Genomic DNA, 21,457 nt, shown 5'->3' with positions numbered 1-21,457 from the left:
CCATAGGTGAGAACTTTTTTCGTGTGTCACTGGTTGTCAGCCCTGAGCGGTGGCCAAGCCCGCCATTCAGCGCCGACGCCCGGGCAGGAGCATGACGCTTGTACCGGAGGCCAGGTCGGCCCAGCTGCGCCGCTGCGGGTCCCACACGACCCACAAATGGCCCAGCCCCAGCGCGGCCCAGGACAGCCCCCCGACCACGAAACGCACCAGGCACTGACGCAAGCTGATCGCCTGCCCGTCCGGCGTCTGTACGCGCAGCCGCCAGGCCTGCATGCCCAGCGTCATGCCGGCGCGCATCCAGAAATAGGCCAGAAAGCCGAAGGCGCCCAGCACCAGGAGGAGCCGCAGCGACACCACCTGGAGAGTACCCTGCCCCAGCTGTTCGGCAGGAACGCCCAGCACAAGTCGGCTGGTCAGGACATGAAGGGTGGTCAGCGCCACCCAGAGCGCCAGCAACAGCAGGCTGTCATACAACATGGCACCCAGCCGACGCCCCAGACCGGCAGGGTGGGCATTGTCGAGGCGGGCAAAGTGCTTGGCCATGCGAACTCCCGGTCAGCCGCTGCGTCGCAGTAGGTAAAGCCCCAGCACGGCGCAGATCAACGTCGGCGCCAGCACCGCCCAGGCCGGCGAGAAGCCGAAGACCGTGGAGGCCGGCCCCAGGAGATCCTGCAGGTACTTGAACACCAGGCCGGTGATCACGCCATAGAAGACGCGTGTTCCGGCCGCCACGCTGCGCAAGGGCCCGAACACGAAGGAGGCGGCCACCAGCATCAGTGACGCCATGGTCAATGGCATCAGCATCTTCTGCCAGAAGTAGAGCAGCGGCTGGGTGGCATCCTGCCCCTGGGACTGCAGATAGTTGGCATGGGCCCAGAGCTCGCTGGGTGCCTGGGTATCGACTTCACGCAGCAGGCGATCCAGCTCGGCCGGCGTCAGGTCGGTTTCCCAGGGGCGCGTATCCTGCCGAGTAACGGCTGTACGCCCGTCCTCGAAACGGGTGATCTGCACGTCTTTCATGACCCAGCCACCGTCTTGCCAGATGGCTCGCTGTGCATTGAGGGCCTGGCGCAGCTCGCGTCCCTCGAAACGGTAGCGAGTCAAGTCGAGCACGACATTGTCGGCGCGGATGGCACCGAAGCGGTAGAAGTCATCGCCCTCGCGCTGCCAGCCACCCTGCTCGGTCAGCACGGCACCCTCGCCCTGCATCTGCTCCAGGCGCCAGGCATTGGCGAACTGCTCGGTGCGCGGACTGACGAACTCGGCGATGAACAGCACCACCGCGACCACCAGGATGATCGGCTTCATGACGCTCCACAGGATGCGTCCCAGGGAGCGCCCGGCGGCGCGCATGACGGTCAGCTCATTGCTCGAGGCCATGCCGCCCAGGCCGATCAGCGCCCCGATCAGCACGCCTACCGGGGCATACTGGTAGAAGCGCCAGGGCAGCCGCATGCACAGATAGATGAGCACATCCAGGGCACTGTATTGGCCCTTCACGTCGCCCAGGTCATTGATATAGGTGATGACCAGATCGAGCCCCAGCAGGACCACCTGGACGACCAGGATGGCGCCCAGCACATTGCGCGCGATGTAGCGATCGAGACGGTCGGCTATCATCCGCTCATCCCCTTGCGCTGAGCATGCAGCGTCATCAACAGGCCAATGGCCAGAAAAGCGAGATGGATCGGCCACATGCCGATCGCCACCGGCCAGCTGCCGCTGGCGATGGCATCCATGGCCGCCAGCAACAGGCTCAGGTAGGCCACATAGAGGAAGATGGCCGGCAGCAGTTTGGCGAAACGCCCCTGACGCGGATTGACCTGCGACAAGGGCATGGCCAGCAATGTCAGGATGAAGACCATGGGCGGCAGGCCGAGCCGCCACTGCAGCTGTGCCATGGCCGGTGGCGAGCCATCGGCGATCAGCGACGGCGTGCTCAGGTATTCGGGGTCATCGAGGTCCTGGCGTTCGGCGGCACCGGATAAGCGCACCGCGTAGCGACCGAAGGACAGCTTCTCGGCCACGGCACGCCCGGGATCGACACTGTAGCGCTGGCCTTCGGCAAGCACCAGGTAGCGACTGCCGGTTTCTTCGTCGACGGTCTGATAGCCCTCGCCGGCGCGTGTCACCACGGTCTGCGGGATGCCATCGCCACGTCGTTGCCGCTCGCTGATAAAGACCTCCTCAAGGCGATGCTCACCTTCACTCAGGCTTTCGGTATAGACCACCCGGCCATTGCCGAAATCCTGGAAACGCCCCGGAGCCAGGACACCGAAGTCCACCTGGCTGCGCTGTTCAGCAATGAGGGTCTCGTTGTGCAGCGCGCCGGCCGGCGTCAACCACAGGCTGCACATGCCAACCAGAATCGCGACGACCGTGGCCGGCAGCAGGCTGACCCACAACAGCTTGTTGGGGCTGGTGCCACAGGCCACCAGCACGGTAATCTCGCTGTTGAGGTAGAGCTGGCCGAGCGCCAGCAGAATCCCCAGGAAGAACGCCAGCGGCAGGATCAGCTCGAGAAACCCGGGCAGATGAAAGAGCATCAGGGTGCCGAGGATATCGACGGGGATATCACCTTCCGCGGCACTGGAAAAGTAACGAATGAAGCGGCTGCCCATGATGACCAGCAACAGCACACCGGCGACGGCCGCCATGGTCTGCAGGATCTCGCGGGTCAGGTAGCGGAATATGATCAATGCGCTCTCCCGGTCCAGGTTGCCGACCCTGCTCCCGCACGACCGCAACCTTCGATCACGGCGTCGCCGGCGCATGCCCGGCCGCGCAAGGTGGCGCGCTACACGACACGGCATCCGGCCACGGGCATCGACGCGGGGCCGGGTGTTGCCCTGTCAGCCTAGATCAGTGTGAAGTCCGGCGGGCTCCTGGGGTACACTGGGGCGAATCGGCAATGTGCCGGCATTATCCAGAATCCCTCACCGCTTGTCTTGTGGAGACACCATGGAATTCCCAGTTCAGACGGCCAATCCCGCCAAGGTCGAAACGGCTTGCCTCGTGGTACCGGTGTTCAAGGACGGCGATCTGCTGCCCGCCGCCACCAAACTCGATGATGCCAGCGAGCGGCTGATCGGCCAGCTGATCGAGCGTGGCGACTTCGATGCCCGCCTGGGCAACGTCCAGATGATTCCGTTCGCCCCCGGGCTCAACGCCGACCGCCTGATGCTGGTTGGCCTGGGAACGCGCGACCAGTGCCAGGAAAGCGCCTATCGCAAGGCGCTCGACGCCGCCTTCACGGCCCTGGCCGCGCTGCCGGCCGAGGATGCCGCGGTCGCCTTCACCGACGTGCCGGTTCCCGATCGCGAGTGTGACTGGAAGGCACGCATGGCCGCCGAAGCGGCACACCGGGCCGTCTACCGTTTCAATGATTTCAAGTCGGAGCCGGCGCCCCTGCCGCGACTCAAGCGGGTCACCCTGCTCGTCAGCGAGGCCGACAATGCCGAGGCGGCGCGTGAGGGCGGGCGCATCGGCGACGGCATCGGCCAGGGCATCAATGCCACCCGCACCCTGGGCAACCTGCCCGGCAACGTCTGCACGCCACGCTACCTGGCCGAACGCGCCGAGACCCTGGCCGCCGAATCCGATGGCGCCCTGACCACCGAAGTCCTCGACGAAGAGGCCCTGGAAGCACTCGGTGCCCACAGCCTGCTCAGCGTCGGCCACGGCAGCGCCGAACCCTCGCGCCTGATCGTCATGAAGTACCAGGGCGCCGATGACCCCGACGAGCCACCGCATGTGCTGGTCGGCAAGGGCATCACCTTCGATTCCGGCGGCATTTCGCTGAAGCCCGGGGCCGCCATGGACGAGATGAAGTTCGACATGTGCGGTGCCGCCAGCGTGTTCGGCGCCGTCACCTCGACACTGGCCATCAAGCCACGGGTCAACCTGATCGCCATCGTGGCCAGCGCCGAGAACATGCCCGATGGCCTGGCGACCAAGCCCGGCGACATCATCCGCACCCTCAAGGGCCTGTCGGTCGAGGTCCTGAATACCGATGCCGAGGGCCGCCTGGTGCTGTGCGATGCCCTGACCTATGCCGAACGCTTCGAGCCGGCCAGCGTGGTCGATATCGCCACCCTGACCGGGGCCGTCATCATCGGCCTGGGCCATCATGCCACCGGCCTGATGGCCAATGACGACGACCTGGCGCTGGACCTGCTGGATGCCGGCGAAACCGCCTGGGATCGCGCCTGGCACCTGCCGCTGTGGGACGAGTATCAGGAACAGCTCGACTCCAACTTCGCCGATCTGGCCAATATCGGCGGGCGCCCGGCGGGCACCATCACCGCGGGCTGCTTCCTCTCGCGCTTTGCCGACAAGTATCCCTGGGCCCACCTGGACATCGCGGGCACCGCCTGGCAATCCGGCGCGCAGAAGGGGGCCTCCGGCCGCCCGGTCAGCCTGCTCACCCAGTATCTGCTGGATCGCGCCGGCGACAGCCGGGTCGAGGTCGGCGAGGAGTGATAGCCCAGCGCGGGCTTGCCTTTTGCCCGCGGTGGCCTTTTCATTGACGACAGTACTGCCGGGGCAGCGGATGCCCCGGCTACCCGACCCTCGACACGCATGCAGCGACCGCCCGGCCGGCCGTTGTACCAGTATCACCCCGGGGCGCTGTCGAAGCCTCGGGCCAAGCGGAGACCGATCGCCGTGCCCACACAACGCTTTACCGTGCTGCCGTCCTCCGAGGCCACGGCAGCCCCCATCCGGGACGACATCCTCGCCAATCCCGGCTTCGGCCGTTACTTCACCGATCACATGGCGCATGTCCGCTGGACGCTCGACGCCGGCTGGCACGGTCACGAAGTGCACCCCTACGGGCCCCTGACCCTGGACCCGGCCGCCGCCGTGCTGCACTACGCCCAGGAGATCTTCGAGGGCATCAAGGCCTACCGCCATGATGACGGCTCGGTGTGGGCCTTCCGCCCGGAAAAGAACGCCGAACGCTTCCGGCGCTCGGCGCGTCGCCTGGCCCTGCCGGAGCTTTCCGACGATGACTTCGTCGACTCGCTCAAGGCCCTGCTGGCCCAGGACCATGCCTGGGTGCCGACGCCGGCCACGGCGGCCGAGGAATCCAGCCTCTACCTGCGCCCCTTCATGATCGCCAGCGAGACCTTCCTCGGCGTGCGTCCGTCCCATGAGGTCGACTACTACGTCATTGCCTCGCCAGCGGCGGCCTACTTCAAGGGCGGCATCGCGCCGGTCTCGATCTGGCTCTCCTCGCACTACAAGCGGGCCGCGGCCGGCGGCACCGGCTTCGCCAAGTGCGGCGGCAACTACGCCGCTTCGCTGGCCGCCCAGAAGGAGGCCGAAGCCAACGACTGCAGCCAGGTCGCCTTCCTCGATGCCGCCGAAAACAAGTGGATCGAGGAGCTGGGCGGCATGAACCTGTTCTTCGTCTACCGCGATGGCCGCCTGGTGACACCGCAGCTCACCGACACCATCCTCGAAGGCGTGACCCGTGACTCGGTGCTCACCCTGGCCCGCGAGGAAGGCCTGACACCGGAGGAGCGTCCGATCAGCCTCGACGAATGGCGCGAGGGCGCGGCCAGCGGCGACATCACCGAAGTCTTCGCCTGCGGCACCGCCGCCGTCATCACCCCGGTCGGCGAGCTGGTCACCGAGGACGACACCATCCGCCTCGACGCCGGCGGCGACAACGAGGTCGCCAAGCGCCTGCGCGGCCACCTGCTCGACCTGCAGTACGGCCGCCGGGAAGACACTCACGGCTGGCTGACCCGACTGGCATGACCCCCCGGCACCCCCCGGCCTCGCGCGTCATGCTGATCACCGGTGCCGGACGCGGCATCGGTGCCGCCACGGCGCGCCTGGCCGCTCAGCGCGGCTATACGGTGGTCATCAACTACCGGAGTGACAAGGCCTCGGCAGATGGCGTCGTCGGTGACATCGAGGCCGCAGGCGGTCGTGCCATCGCCATCCAGGCCGATGTCGCCGACGAGGCCGGCATCCTGTCGCTGTTCGAGACCCTCGACCGCGAGCTGGGGCGCCTCGATGTGCTGGTCAACAACGCCGGTGTGGTGGACGTCAATGCTCGTATCGAGGACATGAGCTTCGCCCGCGTCGAGCGCATGATGCGGACCAATGTCACCGGCCCCTTGATCTGCGCCCGCGAAGCGGTCAAACGCATGGCAACCCGGCATGGCGGCGACGGTGGCGTGATCATCAACATCTCGTCCGTCGCCGCGCGCCTGGGTGGCGCCAATGAGTATGTCGACTATGCGGCCTCCAAGGGCGCCATCGACAGCCTCACCCGGGGACTCGCCCGCGAACTCGCCGACGCCGGCATCCGCGTCAATGGCATACGCCCCGGCGTGGTGCGCACCAGCATCCACGCCAGCGCCGACAACCCCGGCAAGGTCGATACCGCCGGGACGCGCATCCCGCTGGGCCGCATCGGCGAACCCGCGGAAATCGCCGACGGCATCCTGTGGCTCGCTGAAGCCGAGTTCTGCACCGGCAGCCTGATCGATATGGATGGCGGGGTTTAAACAAGTACGCCGCTGCGCGGCTTGAAGAAGGAAGAACGGCGCTACGCGCCTTGAAGCAATCGGAGAACTGTTCTTCTTTCTTCCCTCTTATTTCTTACAACTCCCGGCGCAGCCGGAGCGGGAATCCATGACCCACATCGACTTCTACATCCTGCCCGATACCACCCTCGATGCCCGGCTGGCCTTTGCCTGCCGGTTGGCCGAGACCATCGTCAACAAGGGCTATCGGCTGCATCTGCATGTGGAAGACGAGGCCATGGCCCGGACCCTGGATGACCGGCTGTGGGACTTTCGCGCCGATGCCTACCTGCCGCATGCCCTGCTGGGCAGCGAGATGGCGGATGGCGTTCCGGCCACCATCGGCTGGCAGGAGCCCCCGGCGCCCGGCGAGACCGGCACCCAGGCAATGCTCAACCTGCACCCCGGCATTCCCGAGTGGTTCTCGCGCTACGAGCGGGTCGCCGAGATCATCAATCAGCACCAGGAAGTGCTGAAGACCAAGCGTGATTGCTGGCAGACCTACAAGAAGCGCGGCTATGCGGTAAAGGCGCACCAGCTGCGCGGGCAGCAGTAGATCAGGCTGACGCCCAGCCCCTGGTCAGGCTATAATCGAACCCATTTTTGACGATGCCCCGCCGACAGGTTCCAGGCTTTGCCTGGCCCCGGTGGCGAACCATTCTGGACCGGACTCCCCCATGGACAAGACCTACCAACCCGAGCAGATCGAGAACCGCTGGTATCAGCGTTGGGAAGACAACGGCCACTTTGCCCCTTCCGGCAAGGGCGACCCCTTCTCCATCATGATCCCGCCGCCCAATGTCACCGGCAGTCTGCACATGGGTCATGCCTTCCAGGACACCATCATGGATACCCTGACGCGCTGGAAGCGCATGCAGGGCAACAACACCCTTTGGCAGGTGGGCACCGACCATGCCGGCATCGCCACCCAGATGCTGGTGGAGCGCAAGGTCGCCGCCGAGGAAGGCAAGAGTCGTCACGACCTGGGCCGTGATGCCTTCACCGACCGGATCTGGGAGTGGAAGCAGGAATCCGGGGGGCACATCACCCGCCAGTTGAGGCGCATGGGCGCCAGCGTCGACTGGTCCCGCGAACGCTTCACCATGGACGACGGCTTCTACAAGGCGGTTCAGGAAGTCTTCGTGCAATTGTTCGACAAGGGCCTGATCTACCGTGGCAAGCGGCTGGTCAACTGGGATCCGACGTTCGAGACCGCCATTTCCGACCTCGAGGTGGAGAACACCGAGGTCGATGGCCAGATGTGGCACTTCAAATATCCGCTGGCCGGCGGTGAAACCTACGAGTACATCGAGAAGGATGCCGACGGCAACGTCACGCTGCGCGAGACACGCGACTATATCTCCATCGCCACCACGCGGCCGGAAACCATGCTGGGCGATGGCGCCGTCGCCGTGAGCCCGGACGATGAACGCTATGCGCCGCTGGTCGGCAAGCTCTGCGAGATTCCGGTCGGGCCGAAGGAACACCGTCGTCTGATTCCCATCATCACCGATGAGTACCCCGACCCCGAGTTCGGCTCGGGTGCCGTCAAGATCACCGGCGCCCATGACTTCAACGACTACGCCGTCGCACAGCGCAACGCGATTCCGCTCTACAACCTGATGGACCGCAAGGCGCACATGCGCAATGACGGCCTCTCCTATGCGGAAAGCGCCGCCCTGGCATCCCGCGCCGCGCGGGGCGAAGACATCGGCAGTGTGGACGAGATCAACCTGGTGCCCACCGAACTGCGCGGGCTGGACCGTTTCGCAGCGCGTCGCCAGGTGGTCGAGGCCGTCACCGCCGAAGGCCTGGCAGTGACCACCCCCGATGAAGCCGGCCAGGAACAGCCGCTGGTCGAGCACAAGAAGCTGATGCAGCCCTTCGGCGACCGCTCCGGTGATGTCATCGAGCCTTACCTCACCGACCAGTGGTTCGTGGCCGTGGAGGACCTCGCCAAGCCGGCCATCGCGGCGGTCGAGAACGGCGATATCGAGTTCGTGCCGAAGAACTACGAGAACATGTATTTCGCCTGGATGCGTGACCTCCAGGACTGGTGCATCTCGCGCCAGCTGTGGTGGGGCCACCGCATTCCGGCCTGGTACGACACCGAGGGCAAGGTCTATGTGGCGCGCAGTGAGGCCGAGGCCCGCGAGCGATATGGCATCGCCGCCGATGTGCCCCTTAGCCAGGATGAGGACGTCCTCGACACCTGGTTCAGCTCCGGTCTGTGGACCTTCGGCACCCTGGGCTGGCCCGAGCAGACCCCGGCGCTGGAGACCTTCCACCCCACCAATGTGCTGGTCACCGGTTTCGACATCATCTTCTTCTGGGTCGCGCGGATGATCATGCTGACCCTGGAGTTCACCGGCGAGGTGCCCTTCAAGCAGGTCTATGTGCATGGCCTGGTACGCGACGGCCAGGGCAACAAGATGTCCAAGTCCAAGGGCAATGTGCTCGACCCCATCGACCTGATCGACGGCATCGACCTGGAGACCCTGGTCGAGAAGCGCACCGGCAACATGATGCAGCCGCAGAAGGCCAGGGCCATTGCCAAGGCCACGCGACAGGAATTTCCGCAGGGCATCGAGGCCCACGGCACCGATGCCCTGCGCTTCACCTTCCTGTCCCAGGCCACCACCGGACGCGACATCAAGTTCGATATAGGCCGCCTGGATGGCTACCGCAACTTCTGCAACAAGCTGTGGAACGCCTCGCGCTATGTGCTGATGAATGCCGAGGGCCAGGATTGCGGCACCTCTCCCGACGGACAGGGCGACGAGGTCGAATTGTCGCTGGCCGACCGCTGGATCGTCTCGCGCCTGCAGCAGACCGAGGCCCAGGTCACTCGCGCCATGCAGGAATACCGCTTCGACCACGCCTCCCAGGCGCTCTACGAGTTCATCTGGAACGAGTATTGCGACTGGTACCTGGAGCTTTCCAAGCCGGTCCTCTGGGATGACGAGGCCTCGGCGCAAGCCCAGCGCGGCACTCGCCGCACTCTGGTACGCGTGCTCGAGACCGTACTGCGCCTGGCGCACCCGATGATGCCCTACATCAGCGAGGAAATCTGGCAGCGCGTCGCCCCACTGGCCGGCACCAGCCACGGCGAGGAAGACTCGCTGATGGTTCAGCCCTGGCCACAGGCCGACGACAGCCGCATCGACGAGGCGGCCGAGCGTGATATCGAGTGGCTCAAGGGCGTGATCGTGGCGATCCGCAACATCCGCGCCGAGCTCAACATTGCCCCCGGCAAGCCGCTGACGGCGATGCTGACCAAGGGCGATGCCGATGACCGCCGACGCCTGGATGCCAACCGCCGTTTCCTCGCCAAGCTGGCCAAGCTGGAAAGCATCGACTGGCTCGCGGATGCCGACCAGGCCCCGCTGGCCGCCACCCAGCTGGTCGGCGACCTGGAGGTGCTGGTGCCCATGGCCGGCCTGATCGACAAGGAGGCGGAACTGACGCGTCTGGCCAAGGAGATCGACAAGCAGGACAAGCTGATCGACGGCATCGAGAAGAAGCTCGGCAACGAGAGCTTCGTCGCCAAGGCACCGGAAGCCGTGGTCCAGAAGGAACGCGACAAGCTCGACGACCTGAGCACCAACCGCCGCCTGCTGGTCGAGCAGCGCGACAGGATCGCCGCGCTCTAGGGCCCGGCACGACGCCAGCAGCGCAGGGCCTGTCTCCGCGCTGCTGGCGTATGGCGTGGCGTCACCTCAGGATGCCAGCACCCCGTCCATGCGCTGCAGCGCCGTTTCCAGCTGCTCGGCGGTGGTGCCGAAGTTGAGCCGCACGAAGCCCGGCCAGCCGAAGTTGACGCCATCCGAAAGCGCCACGCGCGCCTCCTCGAGCAGCAGCTGCTGAGGCGAGGCAGCACCCTGCATGGCGGGTGACTCGCGCAGGTCCAGCCAGGCCAGATAGGTCGACTGCGGGGCGGCCATGCGCACGCCCGGCCAGCGGGCGACATGCTCTTCCAGCCGACGACGATGACCGCGCAGGGTCTCCAGCAGGGCCTGCCGCCAGGGCTCGCCGTGGCAGTAGGCGGCCTCGGCGGCGACCAGCCCGAGTACATTGCCGTCGGGTTGCAGGCCCTTGAGGCGTGCCGCGAAGCGCTGACGCAAGCCGGCATCGGGAATCACCGCGCAGGCGGCCGTCAGCCCAGCCAGATTGAAGGTCTTGGATGGCGCCCAGAGGGTAATGATGCGCGCGGCCAGCGCCGGGAACAGGGCCGCCAGCGGTTGGTGTCGAGCGCCGTCATCGAGCAGCAGGTCGCAGTGCAGCTCGTCGGAGACCACGTACAGGTCATGGCGCTCGACCAGGCGGGCCAGCCCTTCCAGCTCGTCCGGGCGCCAGACGCGTCCGGTCGGGTTATGCGGGTGACACCACAGTAGCAGCCGGGTGCGCGGCGTGATGGCGGCCTCGAGGGCCTCGAGATCCAGCTGCCAGTCATCGCCTGCCGCCCGGGGCGGCCGCATGGCCGCCTGCTGGGGCTCGCGGCCGGTGCGTTCGGCCACCTGCAGGAAGGGCGGATAGATCGGCGTAATGGTCAGCACGCCGTCGCCAGGCTCGGTCAGCGCCAGGCTGGCCATGTTGAGGGCCGGCACCACGCCGGGTAGCCACACCTGCCAGTCGGGTTCGATCGCCCAGCCATAGTGCTCGCGGCTCCAGCGGCAGACGGCATCGCGCAGGCCGTCGGCCACCAGACCATAGCCATAGACGCCATGCTCGACTCGGGCCTGAAGCGCCTCGATGACCGCCGGCGGCGAGCGGAAGTCCATGTCGGCCACCCACAGCGGCAGTACATCCTCCGCGTAGCGATGCCATTTCTGTGACGGCCAGTGGCCATTGGAGGGGTGTCGCCGCTCGACGGGCGTGACAAAATCGAAGGTCGCGGTCATGAAGTGGCCATCCTTTGCTCCTGATCCGGCGTCATGTGACGCCCCTGAGAATGCATCAAACCATGCCCCAAAGCAGCTTCTATTCCAAGGTCCGCAAGGGCCTGCCGGCCGTCATCGCCCAGTGGCTGGCACTCGGCCAAGGCGACCGCGACCGCCTGGCACTGATTCTTGCCGAAACGGCCCGGGTCGCCAAACTGGGCGAGCCCGAGGCCACGCCCAGCGGTGCCACCCTCGAGGCCTGGGGCGCCGGCGATCGTCACGCGGATATTCCACTCTGGGCCGGACGTACCGCGGTCTTTCTGCTGACTCAGATGCCGGCGCGGCCCGTGCCGCAAAGCGACGAAGAGGCCTGTGCCTGGGCCTACTGCTGGTTGCGCAATCGCCAGGTCGAGAGTTATGAGGCCGCCGTCGACGCCCTGCCCGCACACCTGCACTCGCCTCTGGAGACCGCCCTCAAGGCCGCCTGGGTGGATCAACAGGGCCTGCGTCTGGTGTAGGCCCTCAGCGTCGCCGCCGGGTCGGGCGCTTGGGCTCGAAGCCTGCCGGCTTGGTGGCCAGCCATGCGACGAAGGTCTGGACCTCGGGATGCCCCAGCAGGGCCTCGCGGCTGCGATAATGGTCGGCCAGCTCGCGCTCGCTGAACAGCGCGTGGATGTGCCGATGGCAGGCATGGCAGACCCATAGAATCGCACTCAGGCGCTCGGCCCGGTCGAACCGACGCCGATAGCGTGCCTTGCCGTGCAGGGTGCGCGGAATCAGGTGATGGCGTGTCAGTGGCGCGGCGCGCCGACACAGCTCACAGCGTTCGGGACGGCTTGGCGGGGACAGCGCGTGACCGGTCATGCGTACCTCGACGGTGGCGGGCTGGCGGCGCCCCGGCTCTGCGCCTGCCGGTGACGCATTCGAAGCTTACGCGCCCGGGCCGGGCGACTCTCGACACCAACAGGATAGCGTCATGGAAGTCCCACTTGAATGGCAACTGGCCAAGCTGCTGGTCTCGATCGGCGTGGTGCTGGGCCTCTCGGTGATCGCCGAACGCCTCAGCACGCGCGCTGCCGGCCTGCTCTCCGGCTACCCGCTGGGCACGGCCATCGCGCTGTTCTTCATCGGCCTGGAGATATCCCCGGGCTTTGCCGCCGAGAGTGCCGTGCACACCCTGGCAGGCTTCACCGCGACCCTGGCGCTGGGTGGCGGTTATTTACTGTGCGGTCGGCGTGACGGCTTCCGAGGTGTCCTCACGGGCACTCTGGGCGGCCTGATCGCCTGGGGGCTGATGAGCCTGATGTTGACCCACTTCGACGTCAACCGACTGGGCGGTACCCTGATCACCCTGGTGGCGATCCTGGCTTTCATGCGGCTGTACCGCCATGTTCCGGACACCGCTGCCACGCCGCGCGGCGGCTTTTCCTGGCCGGCACTCGCGCTGCGCGCCGGCCTCGCCGCCAGCATCATCTTCCTGATCACCGGCCTCGCCCATGTGGTGCCCTCGGCCTGGGCCGGGGTAATGGCCGCCTTCCCGGTGACCATGTATCCCTTCCTGGTGATTCTCCATCTGACCCATGGCGCCGGGCCGGTCGCCACCGTCATCAAGCACTACCCCGCCGGCCTCGGTTCGCTGCTGTGCTATACCCTATGCGTCTCGCTGGCCTATGATGCCCTGGGACTCACCTGGGGCACCCTGGTCGGCTTTGCCGCCGCCACGCTCTGGCTGCTGGCCTGGACCCGCGGACAAGCCCAGTGGCAACAACGGCGCAGCGTCACCGAGGACCCGGAAGCGACTCGCTAGCGTGCTATAGTGGTGTCCCGGGCATCGCCATGCCGGGAGATATCTGGCCGCATATGCCGAAGAGGAAACTTCATGTTCGTTCGCACCGTCGAGCCCGCCTTCTACGACACCGATGCGCTGGGCCACATCAACAATACGCGCCTGCCGGCCTGGTTCGAGTGGGCCCGCAACGACCTCTTTCCCCTGTTCACGCCGGACCTGGACCCGCGCCGCTGGCGACTGATCATGGCGCGCATGGAAATCGACTATCACGGCGAGCTGTATTACGGCCGCGACATCGAGATCCACACCTACCTCTCGCGGCTCGGCAACAGCTCCTTCACCGTGACCCAGGAAGCCCGTCAGTCCGGTAGACTGACCAATACCGGCCATACCGTCATGGTGCACTATGACCACCAGGCCGGATGCGCCGTACCCATCGAGGGCACGCTGCGCGAAGCCTTGAGAGAACACTTGCAGGAAGCGGAGGCGGACGACGCATGACTCCGGCCGTCAAGATGCTGGAAAAGGCCGGTATCGGCTTTGCGCTCGCGACGTACGAGCACGATGCGCGCCACCCGGCCTATGGTGAAGAGGCCGTCGATGCGCTGGGCCTGGCAACGCACGAGGTCTTCAAGACACTATTGGCTCGCCTCGACACAGGCCAGCTGGTCATGGCCCTGGTGCCGGTGTCCGACCAGCTGGACCTCAAGGCACTGGCCAGGGCCGCCGGCGCGCGCAAGGCTCACCTGGCCGATGCCGAGGAGGCCGAACGGGCCACGGGCTATGTAATCGGGGGTATCAGCCCGTTGGGCCAGAAGAAACGCCTGCCGGCCTTCATCGATGCCAGCGCCGAATCCCTCGAACAGCTTTACGTCAGCGGGGGACGACGCGGCCTGGAAATCTGCCTGGCGCCGGCGGACCTGATCGGCTTGCTGAACGGCCTCTTCACCTCATTGGCTCGCTGAGCCACCGAGCCAAACACCGCGCTGCACTGTCCAAGCGTGACAGACGGCTCGGTACCACCGAGCCGCTCGACCCAAGGGAGCCGACGATGGCCATCCGCTACGACCTCTGGCTCGATCCAGACAACGTCGCCCGCCACCATGCCGTGGAGGCGGACCTGGAGCGCTACTTCATGGAGCGCTTCGCCGACTATCCGCACATCCGCTTGTTCGGGGCCGACCCTTACGATTATGATGCGCCGTTCAACCGCCTCTACGACGTGCTGATGGCACGGGCCAACGATTACTGCGACCGCTACTGGAACTATGTTCCGACACCGGAACAGCTCAATCGAACCTTCTTCCGCGCCGTGGGCCGCTCGAACAAGTTCATACGAGATGACAACGATGGTGATTCGTCCCGACACGATGCCTGACGAACGCCAGATGGCGCTCATCACCGAACAGCTGGGCCGTGCCCCCCGGGGCATCGAGGCCCTGGCGGCTACCGATGGTGAAGGCACACCACTGGTGCTGCGCATGGCCCCCATCGTCGATGGTGCCCCCTTCCCGACGCTCTACTGGCTGAGCTCGGAGCGCCTGAAGATCGAACTCAGCCACCTCGAGGCGGCCGGCGTGATCAAGCAGCTGGAAGCGCGCCTGCGCGAAGAGCCCGAGTTCCTTGCGGCCTACCACCAGAGCCATCGCGACTACATCGCCACGCGCTGGCACTGCATGACGCCCGCGCAACACACCAGGGTGCAGGAGCTGGGCTACGAGACGGTACTGCGCGAGCGTGGCATCGGCGGTATCGCCAACTGGAACCAGGTACGCTGCCTGCACACCCAGTATGCGCACCACCTGTGTGGCCACAATGTCATCGGCCAGTGGCTGGACGAACACCATGGCGTCGCCGACTGTCTGCCCTGAGACGACTGAACCCGGAGAACTCCATGTCGACCTTCTGCGTCTATCTTGGCTCGCGCACCGGCCATGACCCGGCCTTCCTGGAAGCCGCCGGGACGCTCGGCGGTGAGCTGGCATCGCGTGGCCACGCACTGGTCTACGGCGGGGCTCGCGTCGGCATGATGGGGGCACTGGCCGACAGCATGATGGCCGCTGGCGGCGAGGTGACTGGCGTGATGCCGGATCATCTGGTGGAGCGCGAGCAGGCCCATACAGGGCTCACTCGGTTGATACGCGTCAGCAACATGCATGAACGCAAGGCCAGCATGGCCGCCCACAGCGACGCTTTCATTGCCCTGCCGGGGGGAATCGGGACCCTGGAGGAACTGTTCGAAGCCTGGACCTGGCAGTATCTGGGCCTGCACGACAAGCCGCTGGGGTTGCTCGATACCCGGGGCTTCTATGCGCCACTGCTGACCTTCCTCGATAACACCGTGCAACACGGTTTCCTCGATGCCGACACCCGCGCCAACCTGCTGGATGCCGACTCGCCGGCGTCGCTGCTCGATGCGCTGGAGCAGCGCCTCGGCCAGTGAGGCCGGAGTGACAGCGAGTGGAGCGCGGTGTGAGGTGTGAGGTGTGAGGTGTGAGGTGTGAGGTGTGAGGTGTGAGGTGTGAGGTGTAAAGGGTAAGGGGTAAGGGGTCAGTAATCCAGGGTGCGCTGGTAGGTCAGCTGCAGCAGACGGGCATCTTCGCCGGCACGATGCCGCAGGACGCCCTGCTCCCGAATGATGGCTTCCTTGGTGTCGCTCCAGCGCTCCATCTGGGTTTCGCTCAGCAGCCGACGCAAGGCCTCGAGACGGAAGGCGGGCAGCATCCCGGCATGGTGGAAGAGCAGGGACATCCAGGTATTGTCGTAACCCCAGCTGTCACTGTAGGCGATGCCGATATCGCTCAGCTCGTCATTGAGCCAGCGTGCTACCTGGCGCACGGGGTAGCCCTCACGCTCCAGGCGTGCCCGGGAGATGCCGTGCAGCAGTTCCGCCTTGGGGTCCCAGTGCGTCCATTCGTCGAGGGGGTGAACCAGAAAGGCGCAGACGCTGCCATCGGCCCGCGCCAGGCCGATTTCAATGGGGTAACTACCGCGCCCAAAACCGGACGCTTCGATATCCAGCAATGTCGGTAGCGTCACGGAAGGGGGTTCCTTGGTCAGGGCCGCTGCACCAGAGGCTCGGCCAGTGGTTCACGTCTCGTCACTGAGACACCTGGCCCTAGTGTCGCGTCCCGGCTTCCCGGCTGTCCAGTAACTCGGGGGACGCCGTGAACTGATCGGCCAGCCGTTGCCAGTAGGCCATCCGTTCGCCATCGACCGGCAGTCCCAGATCGCCGTCACGATAGGCATCGGCAAGCCGCGCCGCTGCCTGAGGGTGACCGGCTTCACCAGCCCGGGCGTACCAGGTCACGGCGTGATCTTCACGGCGCGGGTACTGGGTGCATCCATGCTCGTGGATCTGGCCGGCGCGAAACTGGGCGTGAGTATCACCGCCATGGGCGGCTTCGATCACGTAGCGCGCTCCCCGCGCCTTGTCCTGGGGGGACACACCGCGGTGAAACAGCATGTGACCATATTGTGCCAGGGCCGCAGGGTGTCCGGCCTTGGCACAGCGCTGAAACAGGTGCATGGTCAGCCGCTGAGTCTGCGGCGAACGAGGCAACCAGCGAGTATGCACGAGTTGTTGTGCCAGACGGTACTCGATCCGAGTAAACAGTGACGCTGCCTGTGGCATGGCAAACCATCCTGAGTCCTGAGGTTCGATTCGATAGTGACGTCGAGCACCACCCTGTGACCGGCGTCGTTCACATGCGTGCGTTGGCGAATTCCAGGCTCCGCCTTGCCAACGGGAAGGCAAGCATACGCTCGGCTAAACGGCGACTCAACCCCTTGTCGTTTACGCTTCTGCTTCCCCCGGCTACCATGCCTGACGAGCCGCCTGTCCACGGCATTCTCGCCCATACACGAGCGGCCTGTCGGCGGCAGGCATGGCGGTTCCAACCACATTATCGTGAGGAGTGACGGATGCAGACGCGCCCCCTGGGAAACACGGGTATCGAAGTCAGCCGGTTGTGCCTCGGCACCATGACCTTTGGTGAACAGAATAGTGAAGCCGAGGCTCACGAACAGCTGGATCGTGCCGTCTCCTTCGGCATCGATTTCATCGATACCGCCGAGATGTATCCGGTGCCGCCCAACGCCGACACCCAAGGACTCACCGAACGCTATATCGGCAGCTGGCTGGCCTCGCGCGGCTCCCGGGATGACATCATTCTGGCCAGCAAGATAGCAGGTCCCGGGCTGGACTACCTGCGCGGCGGCTCGCGCCTGACCCGCGAGCAGGTGCACCAGGCCATCGATACCAGTCTGCAGCGCCTGCAGACCGATTACATCGACCTCTACCAGCTGCACTGGCCGGATCGGCGCAGCAACTTCTTCGGCCGCCTGGGCTACCAGCCGGATGAGCAGGAGGATGCCATCGCGCTGGAAGAAACCCTGTCGGCGCTGCAGGAGCTGGTTCAGGCTGGCAAGATCCGCGCCATCGGGCTTTCCAACGAGACACCCTGGGGTGTCATGCGCGCGCTTCACCTGGCGGACAGGATGGGGCTGCCGCGGGTTGCCTCGGTCCAGAACCCTTACAGCCTGCTGAACCGCACCTATGAGGTAGGGCTGGCCGAAATCGCGCATCGTGAAAACGCCGGCCTGCTGGCCTACTCACCGCTGGGCTTCGGGGTACTCTCGGGCAAGTACCTGGACGGCGCCCGTCCGGAAGGCGCACGCCTGACCCTCTACGAGCGCTTCCAGCGCTATACTTCGCCGCAGGCCGAAGAAGCTACCCGCGCTTACGTGGACATTGCCCGCGCGCACGGCCTCGATCCGGCCCAGATGGCACTGGCCTACGTCAATTCGCGTCCTTTCCTGACCAGCAACATCATTGGCGCCACCAGCATGGCCCAGCTCGAAAGCAACCTGGCCAGCGAATCACTGCGCCTGAACGACGATGTGCTGGACGCCATCGAGCAGGTTCACCAGCGCTTGCCCAACCCCTGCCCCTGACCACCGCTCCCGGGGCTATCGGTCCGATAGCCCCGTCCCGGCCACCTCCTTGGTATAATCCGGCCAATAGCCAACGACGCGTGAGGAGCGCCCCATGCTGAGCGTGATTTCCCCGGCCAAGAAGCTGGACTTCGAGACACCGCCCACTACTGCCCGGCACACACAGCCGGATTACCTCGAGCATAGTCAGACCCTGATCGACATCATGCGCGACAAGTCGCCTCAGGAAATCAGCCGGTTGATGGGCGTCAGCGACAAGATCGCCGGCCTCAATGCCGCTCGCTTCGCCGACTGGCATACCCCCTTCACGCCCGAGAATGCCAAGCCGGCGGCCCAGGCCTTTCAGGGCGACGTCTATGTCGGCCTGGAGGCCGAGAACTTCGATGAGGCCGACAACGACTTTGCCCAGGACCACCTGCGCATTCTTTCCGGTCTCTACGGTCTGCTGAGGCCCCTCGACCTGATCCAGCCCTATCGCCTGGAGATGGGCACCAAGCTGGCCAACCCCGCCGGCCAGGACCTGTACGCCTTCTGGCGCGATGAGCTGACCACGGCGCTGAATCAGGCCATTGCGCAGAGCGGCAGCCGCGTGCTGGTCAATCTGGCTTCCAACGAGTATTTCAAGTCGATCGACCCCCCGCGCCTGGACGCACGGATCATCACACCGGTCTTCAAGGACGAGAAGAACGGTCAATACAAGATCATCAGTTTCTATGCCAAGAAGGCACGCGGCCTGATGGCGGCCTGGATGATCCGCCAGCGGCTGGATGATGCCGAGGCGCTGAAGCATTTCGATGTCGCCGGCTACCGCTTCAATGCGGCCATGTCGGAAGGCAATACGCTGGTGTTCTGCCGTGACGAGCGTGACCGTCCCTGACCCGGTACCATCGCGCAGCGGCCGGCCCGGCTAGTCAAGGATCAGTGGACGCCGGGCACGCTCCTTCAGAAAGCGTCGGTGAGTCTCCTTGAAGACAGGGTCGTCGCAACGCTCGAGCCATTCGTAGGCCACCATGTCGGCGCTCACGGCCTGGGCGCCGGCCCTTTCCATGCGCTTGCGCGCCAGGGCCACTTCGTCTCGCCGTCGACTGCCGACCGCCTCGCTCAGCCAGAAGACCTCATGACCGGCCGCGCATAGCCCCAGTCCGGTCTGCAGTACGCAAACATGGGCTTCGGCACCGCACAGCACGATCTGCCGACGACCGCTCTGCGCCAGGGCCTGCGCGAAGTCCGGCTCGGCATGCGCATTGAAATGCGTCTTCTGCCAGCAACGGGGCGACGCCAGGGCCTCCAGCAGTGTGGCGTCGCTATGACCGAGCCCCTGCGGATACTGTTCGGTCAACCAGACCGGCACGCCGAGTGATTCGGCAACACGCGCCATCCAGGTGGCTTCCTCGATCACCTGCGCCCCGCCCGCCAGTTCCGGAAGCAAACGGCTCTGCAGATCCACGATCAGCAGCAGACTCGACTCCCGTTGCATTTGCATGTCATTGCCTCCCGACAGGATGAAAGAAACTCTGCTTCAAGCGATGTCCCGCACCAGCTTAGTCGCTAGAATGATCGCTTCGATAGTTCATTGGCCATAAGGCCCCATGGAGACTCCGCGATGCGCCATCTTCTCGTCACTTTCCTCATCGGCATGCTCGGCTTCGGCCTCGCCGTCGAGCACGCCGATGCCCGCCGCATGGGAGGCGGCAAGAGTGTCGGCAGCTACTCCCGCACCCTCAGCTCCCAGAGCACCAGCGCCCCCAAGGCCGCAACCGGCGCCCAGCGCAAGCCGTCCAGCGGCCTGTCGAAATTCGCCGGTCCCTTTGCCGGACTCCTGGCCGGCGGGCTGCTGGCCTCGCTCTTTTTCGGTGGCGCCTTCGATGAACTGCGGCTACTGGACCTGCTGCTGATCGCCGGTGCCGCCTTTCTCCTCCTGCGGTTGCTGGCGCGCCGCCGGCCAGCCAGCGTCGGCGCTCGACAGGCCAGCCCACAGGCGCCTCACGCCGGACAGGCGCAGCCTCAGGCCTTCACGTCTTGCGTCTCGGGAGGCAGCACCATGGCACCGGAGTGGTTCGATACGGATCGCTTCCTGGGCGGCGCCAAGGAGCACTTCATGACGTTGCAACGCGCCTGGGACAACAATGACTTCACCCTGATTCAGGACTACGTGACGCCAGAGCTTTATAACTTGCTGCGTCAGGAACGAGATCAGCATCCCGCCAACAATCAGACCGAGATCATCCGGCTCTTCGCCGAGCTGGGCAGTGTCCAGGAGCTCGGCCGACAAGCCGAGGCCAGCGTATGGTTCCACGGCACCCTGGGTGAGAACGGCGCGCACAACGAATTCAGCGAGACCTGGTACCTTGTGCGCGAGCTGCGCGATGGTAGTCCCTGGTATGTGAAGGGAATCGAGCAGCACACGGCAAGCTGAACGGGACTCACCGGGAGGGCGTCAAAATGTGAAAGGCCGAGCATTGCTCGGCCTTTCCACTTCTTCACTTATGGTGACGGCACCCTACGGAGAGCCGTGGGAGGTGATCACGTCTCGTCGGCGGCTTCTTGGGTTGCCTCTCCAGCATCTTCCATAGCTTCGCCCGTGCTGTCCGCGGCTGCTTCCGCTGCTTGACTTGCACTTTCACCGGCATTTTCCACGGCCTGGTCGACGTTCTCGGCCGCTTCATCCATAGCCTGCCCGGCTTCGTCGGCAGCTTGCGCGGTATCTTCGGCGGCTTCATCCACGGCAGCTTGCGCGCTTTCCGCCGCTTCGTCTACGGCCTGCTCGGTGTCCTCGGCCGCCTCATCCATGGCCTCGTCGGCGCCGTCTGCGGCCTCATCAGCTGCCTGCTCGGCGTCCTCGGCAGCTGCGTCTGTTTCATCAGTGGCTTCTTCAGCGTTTTGCTCAGCGCTCTCGGTCGCCTGCTCGGTGTTCTCTTCGGTCTCTTCCTCGCCGCTGCATGCAGCCAAGCCAACCGAGGTTGTACCGATCAGCATCATCAGCGCGAGTTTACGCAGCAGTTCCTGTTTCATCCTTCCCCTCCTTAGATCAACGCAATAACGTTTGCTTACCCTAGTACGAGTAATTTCAAATTGCCAACTGATTCAGGGATTTGGCAGGCCCACTCCACTATCCTTCAACATTCTTCATGGAGCGTCGCCAGTTAGCGTCAGATTCTCGCCCACATCCCGGGGGCGCGCCTGCAAGGCAAGTTTCGCGTACAGGAATAAACAAAAGCCCCCGATTCTCGAAAGGACCGGGGGCTTGGCTGGAATAGATGTCTGACGTCGGGGCGGCCATCCGCTCGCGG

At 65.3% G+C, this 21,457-nt stretch carries 24 protein-coding genes; 15 read left to right on the top strand and 9 right to left on the bottom strand.

The window, feature by feature from the left end:
* Nucleotides 1-66: 66 nt before the first annotated feature.
* The 3 genes from HHA01_RS10115 to lptF are packed head-to-tail and all read right to left on the bottom strand — an operon-like array spanning nucleotide 67 to nucleotide 2,699.
* Nucleotides 67-543, bottom strand: coding sequence for an RDD family protein (locus HHA01_RS10115; protein WP_141320322.1), 477 nt, complete (start codon nucleotides 541-543; stop codon nucleotides 67-69).
* Nucleotides 544-555: 12 nt separating this feature from the next.
* Nucleotides 556-1,620, bottom strand: coding sequence for an LPS export ABC transporter permease LptG (gene lptG, locus HHA01_RS10110; RefSeq protein WP_141320320.1), 1,065 nt, complete (start codon nucleotides 1,618-1,620; stop codon nucleotides 556-558).
* Nucleotides 1,617-2,699, bottom strand: coding sequence for an LPS export ABC transporter permease LptF (gene lptF, locus HHA01_RS10105; RefSeq protein ID WP_174787730.1), 1,083 nt, complete (start codon nucleotides 2,697-2,699; stop codon nucleotides 1,617-1,619). Before lptF ends, lptG begins: the two co-directional genes overlap by 4 nt.
* Before the next feature lie 262 nt (nucleotides 2,700-2,961).
* Between lptF and HHA01_RS10100 the strand changes: the two genes are divergently transcribed.
* The 5 genes from HHA01_RS10100 to HHA01_RS10080 all read left to right on the top strand — a co-directional run bounded on the left by HHA01_RS10100 (nucleotide 2,962) and on the right by HHA01_RS10080 (nucleotide 10,195).
* Nucleotides 2,962-4,482 (top strand): leucyl aminopeptidase, encoded by a 1,521-nt coding sequence (locus tag HHA01_RS10100; protein ID WP_141320316.1) that lies wholly within the window; start codon nucleotides 2,962-2,964, stop codon nucleotides 4,480-4,482.
* 183 nt (nucleotides 4,483-4,665) lie between these two features.
* Complete coding sequence (locus tag HHA01_RS10095) at nucleotides 4,666-5,766, top strand: branched-chain amino acid aminotransferase (protein WP_141320314.1); 1,101 nt, start codon at nucleotides 4,666-4,668, stop codon at nucleotides 5,764-5,766.
* Entirely contained in the window at nucleotides 5,763-6,524 is a 762-nt protein-coding gene (locus HHA01_RS10090) for an SDR family oxidoreductase (RefSeq protein WP_141320312.1), read from the top strand. The genes HHA01_RS10095 and HHA01_RS10090 overlap by 4 nt, the downstream gene beginning before the upstream one ends.
* Before the next feature lie 127 nt (nucleotides 6,525-6,651).
* Entirely contained in the window at nucleotides 6,652-7,098 is a 447-nt protein-coding gene (locus HHA01_RS10085) for a DNA polymerase III subunit chi (RefSeq protein WP_141320310.1), read from the top strand.
* 121 nt (nucleotides 7,099-7,219) lie between these two features.
* Complete coding sequence (locus HHA01_RS10080; RefSeq protein WP_141320308.1) at nucleotides 7,220-10,195, top strand: valine--tRNA ligase; 2,976 nt, start codon at nucleotides 7,220-7,222, stop codon at nucleotides 10,193-10,195.
* Between the two features lie 66 nt (nucleotides 10,196-10,261).
* Here HHA01_RS10080 and HHA01_RS10075 read toward each other — a convergent pair whose 3' ends face one another.
* Nucleotides 10,262-11,443: a MalY/PatB family protein gene (locus tag HHA01_RS10075; RefSeq protein WP_141320306.1), complete on the bottom strand. Its 1,182-nt coding sequence runs from the start codon at nucleotides 11,441-11,443 to the stop codon at nucleotides 10,262-10,264.
* A gap of 62 nt (nucleotides 11,444-11,505) precedes the next feature.
* On the opposite strand from HHA01_RS10075, the gene HHA01_RS10070 reads away from it, so the two are divergent.
* Nucleotides 11,506-11,940, top strand: a complete 435-nt coding sequence (locus HHA01_RS10070) for a hypothetical protein (protein WP_141320304.1) — start codon at nucleotides 11,506-11,508, stop codon at nucleotides 11,938-11,940.
* Nucleotides 11,941-11,944: 4 nt separating this feature from the next.
* Here the strand turns inward: HHA01_RS10070 and HHA01_RS10065 are convergent, their stop codons facing one another.
* A complete protein-coding gene (locus HHA01_RS10065) occupies nucleotides 11,945-12,286 on the bottom strand; it encodes a hypothetical protein (protein WP_141320302.1) in 342 nt (113 codons plus the stop codon).
* Between the two features lie 112 nt (nucleotides 12,287-12,398).
* Between HHA01_RS10065 and HHA01_RS10060 the strand changes: the two genes are divergently transcribed.
* From HHA01_RS10060 to HHA01_RS10035, 6 genes are all read left to right on the top strand, one after another.
* On the top strand, nucleotides 12,399-13,229 hold the full coding sequence (locus tag HHA01_RS10060) for a hypothetical protein (protein ID WP_141320300.1): 831 nt from the start codon (nucleotides 12,399-12,401) through the stop codon (nucleotides 13,227-13,229).
* A 72-nt stretch (nucleotides 13,230-13,301) separates the two neighbouring features.
* Nucleotides 13,302-13,712: an acyl-CoA thioesterase gene (locus HHA01_RS10055; RefSeq protein ID WP_141320298.1), complete on the top strand. Its 411-nt coding sequence runs from the start codon at nucleotides 13,302-13,304 to the stop codon at nucleotides 13,710-13,712.
* Nucleotides 13,709-14,176, top strand: coding sequence for a Cys-tRNA(Pro) deacylase (gene ybaK / locus HHA01_RS10050; RefSeq protein WP_141320296.1), 468 nt, complete (start codon nucleotides 13,709-13,711; stop codon nucleotides 14,174-14,176). The genes HHA01_RS10055 and ybaK overlap by 4 nt, the downstream gene beginning before the upstream one ends.
* Nucleotides 14,177-14,262: 86 nt before the next feature.
* Complete coding sequence (locus tag HHA01_RS10045; protein ID WP_141320294.1) at nucleotides 14,263-14,589, top strand: hypothetical protein; 327 nt, start codon at nucleotides 14,263-14,265, stop codon at nucleotides 14,587-14,589.
* Entirely contained in the window at nucleotides 14,561-15,082 is a 522-nt protein-coding gene (locus HHA01_RS10040; RefSeq protein WP_141320292.1) for a DUF501 domain-containing protein, read from the top strand. Before HHA01_RS10045 ends, HHA01_RS10040 begins: the two co-directional genes overlap by 29 nt.
* A 23-nt stretch (nucleotides 15,083-15,105) precedes the next feature.
* A complete protein-coding gene (locus HHA01_RS10035) occupies nucleotides 15,106-15,654 on the top strand; it encodes an LOG family protein (protein ID WP_141320290.1) in 549 nt (182 codons plus the stop codon).
* A 107-nt stretch (nucleotides 15,655-15,761) separates the two neighbouring features.
* Here the strand turns inward: HHA01_RS10035 and HHA01_RS10030 are convergent, their stop codons facing one another.
* Nucleotides 15,762-16,250 (bottom strand): hypothetical protein, encoded by a 489-nt coding sequence (locus HHA01_RS10030; protein WP_141320288.1) that lies wholly within the window; start codon nucleotides 16,248-16,250, stop codon nucleotides 15,762-15,764.
* Nucleotides 16,251-16,329: 79 nt separating this feature from the next.
* A complete protein-coding gene (locus HHA01_RS10025) occupies nucleotides 16,330-16,845 on the bottom strand; it encodes a tetratricopeptide repeat protein (RefSeq protein WP_141320286.1) in 516 nt (171 codons plus the stop codon).
* A 290-nt stretch (nucleotides 16,846-17,135) separates the two neighbouring features.
* Between HHA01_RS10025 and HHA01_RS10020 the strand changes: the two genes are divergently transcribed.
* Both HHA01_RS10020 and yaaA read left to right on the top strand, forming a co-directional pair.
* Nucleotides 17,136-18,167: an NADP(H)-dependent aldo-keto reductase gene (locus HHA01_RS10020; protein WP_141320284.1), complete on the top strand. Its 1,032-nt coding sequence runs from the start codon at nucleotides 17,136-17,138 to the stop codon at nucleotides 18,165-18,167.
* Nucleotides 18,168-18,261: 94 nt separating this feature from the next.
* Entirely contained in the window at nucleotides 18,262-19,044 is a 783-nt protein-coding gene (gene yaaA, locus HHA01_RS10015; RefSeq protein WP_141320282.1) for a peroxide stress protein YaaA, read from the top strand.
* 30 nt (nucleotides 19,045-19,074) lie between these two features.
* On the opposite strand, the gene HHA01_RS10010 is transcribed toward yaaA, so the two are convergent.
* Nucleotides 19,075-19,650, bottom strand: coding sequence for an isochorismatase family protein (locus tag HHA01_RS10010; protein ID WP_141320280.1), 576 nt, complete (start codon nucleotides 19,648-19,650; stop codon nucleotides 19,075-19,077).
* 120 nt (nucleotides 19,651-19,770) lie between these two features.
* Between HHA01_RS10010 and HHA01_RS10005 the strand changes: the two genes are divergently transcribed.
* Complete coding sequence (locus tag HHA01_RS10005) at nucleotides 19,771-20,583, top strand: Tim44 domain-containing protein (protein ID WP_141320278.1); 813 nt, start codon at nucleotides 19,771-19,773, stop codon at nucleotides 20,581-20,583.
* 107 nt (nucleotides 20,584-20,690) lie between these two features.
* On the opposite strand, the gene HHA01_RS10000 is transcribed toward HHA01_RS10005, so the two are convergent.
* The gene (locus HHA01_RS10000) at nucleotides 20,691-21,179 is read right to left on the bottom strand and encodes a hypothetical protein (protein WP_141320276.1); all 489 of its coding nucleotides are present in this window, start codon (nucleotides 21,177-21,179) and stop codon (nucleotides 20,691-20,693) included.
* Nucleotides 21,180-21,457: the final 278 nt, after the last annotated feature.

Origin of the sequence: Halomonas halmophila (genome assembly GCF_006540005.1) — a bacterium.
GTDB lineage: Bacteria > Pseudomonadota > Gammaproteobacteria > Pseudomonadales > Halomonadaceae > Halomonas > Halomonas halmophila.
Note: the sequence above shows the minus strand (reverse complement) of the source record. Positions and strands in the feature narration are given on the sequence as shown.